Annotated in this window: 7 protein-coding genes; all 7 read right to left on the reverse strand. The window is 31.0% G+C overall.

Annotated features, from left to right (window positions below; translation table 11 throughout):
• Positions 1-266: hypothetical protein (locus UNSWCS_RS09985; protein WP_200862628.1), on the reverse strand; the 266-nt coding region annotated here is incomplete at its 3' end.
• Positions 267-309: 43 nt separating this feature from the next.
• Positions 310-1,434: a zonular occludens toxin domain-containing protein gene (locus tag UNSWCS_RS09990; protein WP_021088406.1), complete on the reverse strand. Its 1,125-nt coding sequence runs from the start codon at positions 1,432-1,434 to the stop codon at positions 310-312.
• A 1-nt stretch (position 1,435) separates the two neighbouring features.
• Positions 1,436-1,882, reverse strand: coding sequence for a hypothetical protein (locus tag UNSWCS_RS09995; RefSeq protein ID WP_035143924.1), 447 nt, complete (start codon positions 1,880-1,882; stop codon positions 1,436-1,438).
• A complete protein-coding gene (locus tag UNSWCS_RS10000) occupies positions 1,879-3,921 on the reverse strand; it encodes a hypothetical protein (RefSeq protein ID WP_021088408.1) in 2,043 nt (680 codons plus the stop codon). The genes UNSWCS_RS09995 and UNSWCS_RS10000 overlap by 4 nt, the downstream gene beginning before the upstream one ends.
• Positions 3,922-4,132: 211 nt before the next feature.
• A complete protein-coding gene (locus UNSWCS_RS10005; protein WP_021088407.1) occupies positions 4,133-4,438 on the reverse strand; it encodes a hypothetical protein in 306 nt (101 codons plus the stop codon).
• A 36-nt stretch (positions 4,439-4,474) separates the two neighbouring features.
• On the reverse strand, positions 4,475-4,696 hold the full coding sequence (locus UNSWCS_RS10010; protein ID WP_021088405.1) for a hypothetical protein: 222 nt from the start codon (positions 4,694-4,696) through the stop codon (positions 4,475-4,477).
• Positions 4,697-4,820: 124 nt separating this feature from the next.
• Positions 4,821-5,150 carry a hypothetical protein gene (locus UNSWCS_RS10015; RefSeq protein WP_035143927.1) on the reverse strand — a complete coding sequence of 110 codons (330 nt, stop codon included), beginning with the start codon at positions 5,148-5,150 and terminating at the stop codon, positions 4,821-4,823.
• Positions 5,151-5,300 lie beyond the last annotated feature (150 nt).

Below are 5,300 nucleotides of genomic sequence, written 5' to 3' on the forward strand. Positions count from 1 at the left end.
GATACAACATCTTCTTTGGAAATATGCTTAAATTTTATTATATAGTCTTTTAAAACTGGCTTCTCTTCAACAGTTGGATTATATATCAACAAAACACTATCTTGAATCAAATAATCAAGACCATTAACATTTAAAATATCTTTAAGCAACTTAGAAAAAGTATCAGTATTGCTTAGATCAAGCGTAGGCAAAAATACATCAAAGTTGGTATCAACATTACCACTAATAACAATATTTTTACCAGTTATAGAACTAATCTCACCCAAGAAATCATTAAAGGTAATGTTACGATATTCTAAGGCAGATAAACTACTTGAGAGCAGGAAGCATAGGACTAGAATCAGTCTTTGGAGATTTTTCATTTGCAAACCCTTGTGATGAATTTTCTAAGCTTTTTAAAACCCTTTCAAAATCTGCATGGCAAGAAACAAAGTAATCAATGTAGTTGCCTGACTTCTTATCTTGTAAGAATATATGGCAGTTTGAGAAAGAAAGGAGTTCTAAGAAGCTATCTAAAGATAAATCAATGGCGTAATTTCTAAATTTACAACCGCTTGGAAAGCAAGTTACCCTTAGATAGATTCTATTATTATTAAAAATAGTGGTGTTTATATCTGAATTATCTACACTATTTGAAATTGTTTTAGGCTCTTTAGAATCAGAAGTATTTAAATCAACAAATCTAGTATCTTGAATAGTTGATTGAGCTGGCTCATGTTTAGGCTCTAAGAATTTATATATAGCGTAAGAAGCTACAATAAAAATTATTAAAAATAAAATCTTTTTAGTTGCATAGCTTTTATAAATTTCTTTTGAACCACTACTATATAAATCTGAAACTTTTTGATTAAATTTTAGATTTTCAGAACGAATAAGATTGTAATTAAAATTAGATGAAGTGCTATAGACTTTATATTTAAAAAGACTACTAAAGAGCCTTTTGCCACTAGGCTGAGCCATATACATTAATTCAGTATGAACTAAATACTCTCTATTTGTTTGACGTTTAGACTGAAATAAAAAGATAATATCAATCCCAAAATGTCCGTGATAGCTTAAAAATCTACCCAAGCTATCATTAAAGTTTTTCGTAAAGGTGTTGTAAGCTTCATCAAGAACTATTAAACAATGATGATAATTTTCGTAAATTCCATTTTTCAAGGCATATTCATCATAATTATCTACATTCTCTAAAAAGCCATTTTCGTATTGAGAACTAAGCGTATATTCTTGACTAACCGCAGTAAGAAAATCATTTTTATCATATTGTTTTACAAAGCCGTTAAAATGATCAAATTTCAAGCCATTAATATTAGTATAGATAAATCTATACTTTGATTCGCCTTTTAAGTGTAATTCGTATTCATCATTTATTAGATGAACTGCTTTATAAGTTTTTCCAGAACGTGGCGGACCGATAATTAAACTAAGCATGCTATCTACTCATTAAAGTTAATAGATCAGTTATGATCTTTGTCATATTAGCCCTAACATATAAGATAACCCTATAAAGCTGGAGAGCAAAGAAAAGGCTAAGAATAGATATAAACAAAGTCATAGCAGTAGAAAAAGCAGAAGCTAAACCACTTTGATGCAAAAACTCCATAGCAGAGTTTAAAACAGTCTGATTAGGCAAGCCACCAAAAGAACCACTGACGCTAGAGCCATAATCAAACATTTTAGGGATATACTCCCTTAGCAAATTCCAAATTTTCATAATAAATAAAATGGCATATCCAGCAAAAGCAATAAGAAAAGCTACAAAAGAAGCATAAATAGGAACAATAAAAGCTAAAATTGTATTTCTTATGCCAATTTTCTTTACAAGAAATTCAATAAAATTAACTATAAAACCGCCAACCGCACCGATTAACCATTTCATGATTCACCACCTACCCTAAAGAGATATTTCAAAGAAAACATAATAATCTCGAAACTAAACCAAATCGTGAAAAATAGAATAAGAATAGACCTATAAGGAGTAACAATACGACAAGGATCGATATTAAATAAATTATTTTTACCGCTACCAGGAGTTGGACCACTAATAGTAAAAGGACAAGTTCCTTTAGGAATATCAGGGGCATCAATACCTTTATTAATAATATCAAGCGACTCGTTAAAGTTATTCATCAAATTATCAATATCGCCTTTAAAATTGTTAAGAAAATTAAAAGCATCATTAACAGAAACATCAAATTTAGTAAGCTCGCTTTGTAGTGCCGAAAAAGAAGTAGCAGTATTAACATTAGGCTCATAATTCCATTGCTCTAGCTGTTGATTTTTAATAGCTGTCAAATTTTCATTAATAGAATCAAGCTTTGAATTACTTTGACTTATAGCACGTTCCAAAGAACTTAAATCAATAGATTGCGACGGAACTAAAGCTGTAGATGAACCACTACCACTATTACCAGAGCTAGAAGAACCATTTGAAGGACTTGTAGAAGTGCTATCTTTAGGAATAGAATTAGTAACCTTATTATCAGAACTAATAGTATTAACATAACCAGTTGAAAATCTACTATTGCCTTTTGGAGTCTTATAATTATAAGAATAAGTTACATCTTGAACTTTAGAGCCACTTGGATTAGTAATTTCAATAATTTCAACATCAATAACGCTATTATCTGGAGTAACAATATTGCCTTTATAGGTTACCTTACCGCCAACATTGCTAGTTTGCTTTATTGTCATAGGTAAATTTGGAGTTGGTTTATCAGAAGACCTAAACATGGTATTTAAATCATAATCAAGGTTTATGTTTTTAACTTCATTAGGAACAGTTATATCTTTTGTGGGGATAGGTTTAGAGGTATCTTTTAGCTTCGCAGTAACAATAAGATTATTCTCAACATGAGAAGCAGAAGCATCCTTAGGAAAATCAAACTTTTTTAAATTTGGAGAAAAATCAGCCAATTTTTGCGGAGATCTTACAATATCAGGAGAAGTTGATAAAGCAGGATCAACTTTACCAGTTTTTCTAAAAGTATCATTTAAAATAACAGCTTCATCAGTAACAGGCTTAAAATCAAAAACTGGCTCAGGACCAGACTTAGTAGCTTTAATATCAACTATTTCAGGTTTATACTCAAGCAAATTTATTTTAGGTGGTTTAGGTCCGCTAGAAAACAAATCCATAAAAAATTTAGATAAAGAACCTAGACCATTTTTTAAAGATTTAATAGGCAAAGAAGCACTACCAAAAACAAATAAACCAAGGTCAAGCGATTTATCAGAAAGAACTTTATTAACAGTTTTAGGTGACCAACAACCCACAGGAAAACTCATGCAAAAAGCAGTTTCAACAAGACCATAAGAATCATGACAACCATCATGATACCTTAAACCCATTTTTTCACAATTAGACTGATCTATTTTAGGATCAGGAACACACTCTTCAACAGTTTTTGTTCCAAAAAGAGAATCTAACTTTATTTCATTATAGATCATAGGTTCAGGACACCAATCAGGGCGTTTATCAGGCTCACATTTTCCAGTCTCTTGATTGAAAATATTATCTTTTGGGCAAGATACACACTGTTTAGTTTTTAAATTTAAAAATTGATCAGCAGAACAATTGTAAGGATAATACCTAGAAAAAGAAACAGAACTAGCAAGAAAAGCGTATTCATCAGTAGCTTGATAAGTAGTAGAACCAGTTACATTATATAATTTTCCATTTCCAATAAAGTGATCACCACCAGAAAGTTCAGCACAAGTAGGAATAGGACTTTGAACAATCTCTGAATCAACAACATAATAAGACGAACCATAAACAGAAAAAACTTTATAACCACCTTTATCATCAAGAGAAGGAATTACACGAGCAAAAAGACTCATAGGAAGACACTCGGCATAAGAAGACAAAAAAGAAAAAAACATAGAGAACAAAAGAAAAAATAATTTTATTCTTTTCATGAATTTAAACCTTTAAAAAATTTAATACCTGACGCCCTGCGGTTGTCGCTTCATTTTTATTCTGCGAAAAAAAATGAAGTGCAAAACGCTTCGCGTGCTATAAAAAACTACTTAACGAAAGAGAGAGCTATGACGTATATAAAAATAGGCACAAAAAAGAGAGCAAAAATACTTAAAAAATAATTAAAAACATCATTATTCAAAACTTCGATCATCGTGTAGCTCCGACTATTATCAAACCAATAAGAAAAGAAAATGCTATAAGTATCGCAGAAAGACCCATTAAAAAATTAAATTGATATTCATATATACCTAAATTTGGAAGTAAATCATTTTTTTGAATGTAGCAAATATTAGTTTCAGTGTTAAATACATAGTTTGTTTGAAAATTAGAAAATGAGTAATCAGAAGTAGAAACGCTATCATCAAAATTTACTAAAAATACTTTTTTATCTTTTATGTAGAAATCTTTAACGCAGATATTTAAATTAGGGATATATATAGCATTTTCTTTCATTATTTTAACCTTTAAAGGGGCAAGAAGCCCCTAAAACTACTTGATGAAAGACTTAACTCTGCTAGCAATCATAAAGATGAAAGCAACAGCGATAACGCCAGCAAATACGTAGTCAAATAAAGCATAGTCAGCTTTTAACGGCGTAGTTGGAACAGTTGGAGCATCTGCCGCAAAAAGAACAGGAGCTGAAAGCAATGTAGAGCCAACAGCAGCAACTTTAACCTTAGTAGATTCTAGAAAATTTTTAAATTTTTCCATATCTAACTCCTTTTTAAAATTTAGAGAACAATCTCTACAAAATTTAAAAAATAAACTTTGTAGAAATTGATATGAGCGGGAGAGTGGTTTGCTACTCACATTAAGGCATAGCCCCCGCTTTTAATTACTTAGATGGTTTAGTAGTTTCTTTCAAAAAAGGATTTTCATTGAAAACTTGGAAACTCAAACTTTCATCAGGGAACATATATGAACCGTTTCGAGTATTTAAAAAGCGATATGGAACAGCGATATATTTGCCTTTAACAGAATCAAATTTTGGCTTTAAAGAAAAGTCATAGTTGATAGTTTCAGTTGATTTGACAAGATAGCCATGTTGATCACGACTTTCAAAAGTGATAGTTACGTCGATAGACGATGCAACTTCACCAGTTTTTTTGTCGATGCGAGAAATAGGACGAACTTCGTCACAAAGGCCTAAAAGATAAGTGTACATGTGTAGCTCCTTAAAAAATATTTGTTTGTAGCTTAGTATTTTAGGGGCAGAGCTACACCACCCCCAACAGTTTTACAACGTATTAAGGTTGTAACAAACAAGCCCCTAAACATCTTTACTCTGTTGCGGGCGGTAAGTTAAGTTATAAAT

Origin of the sequence: Campylobacter concisus UNSWCS (assembly GCF_000466685.1) — a bacterium.
In the GTDB taxonomy this organism is placed as follows: domain Bacteria; phylum Campylobacterota; class Campylobacteria; order Campylobacterales; family Campylobacteraceae; genus Campylobacter_A; species Campylobacter_A concisus_A.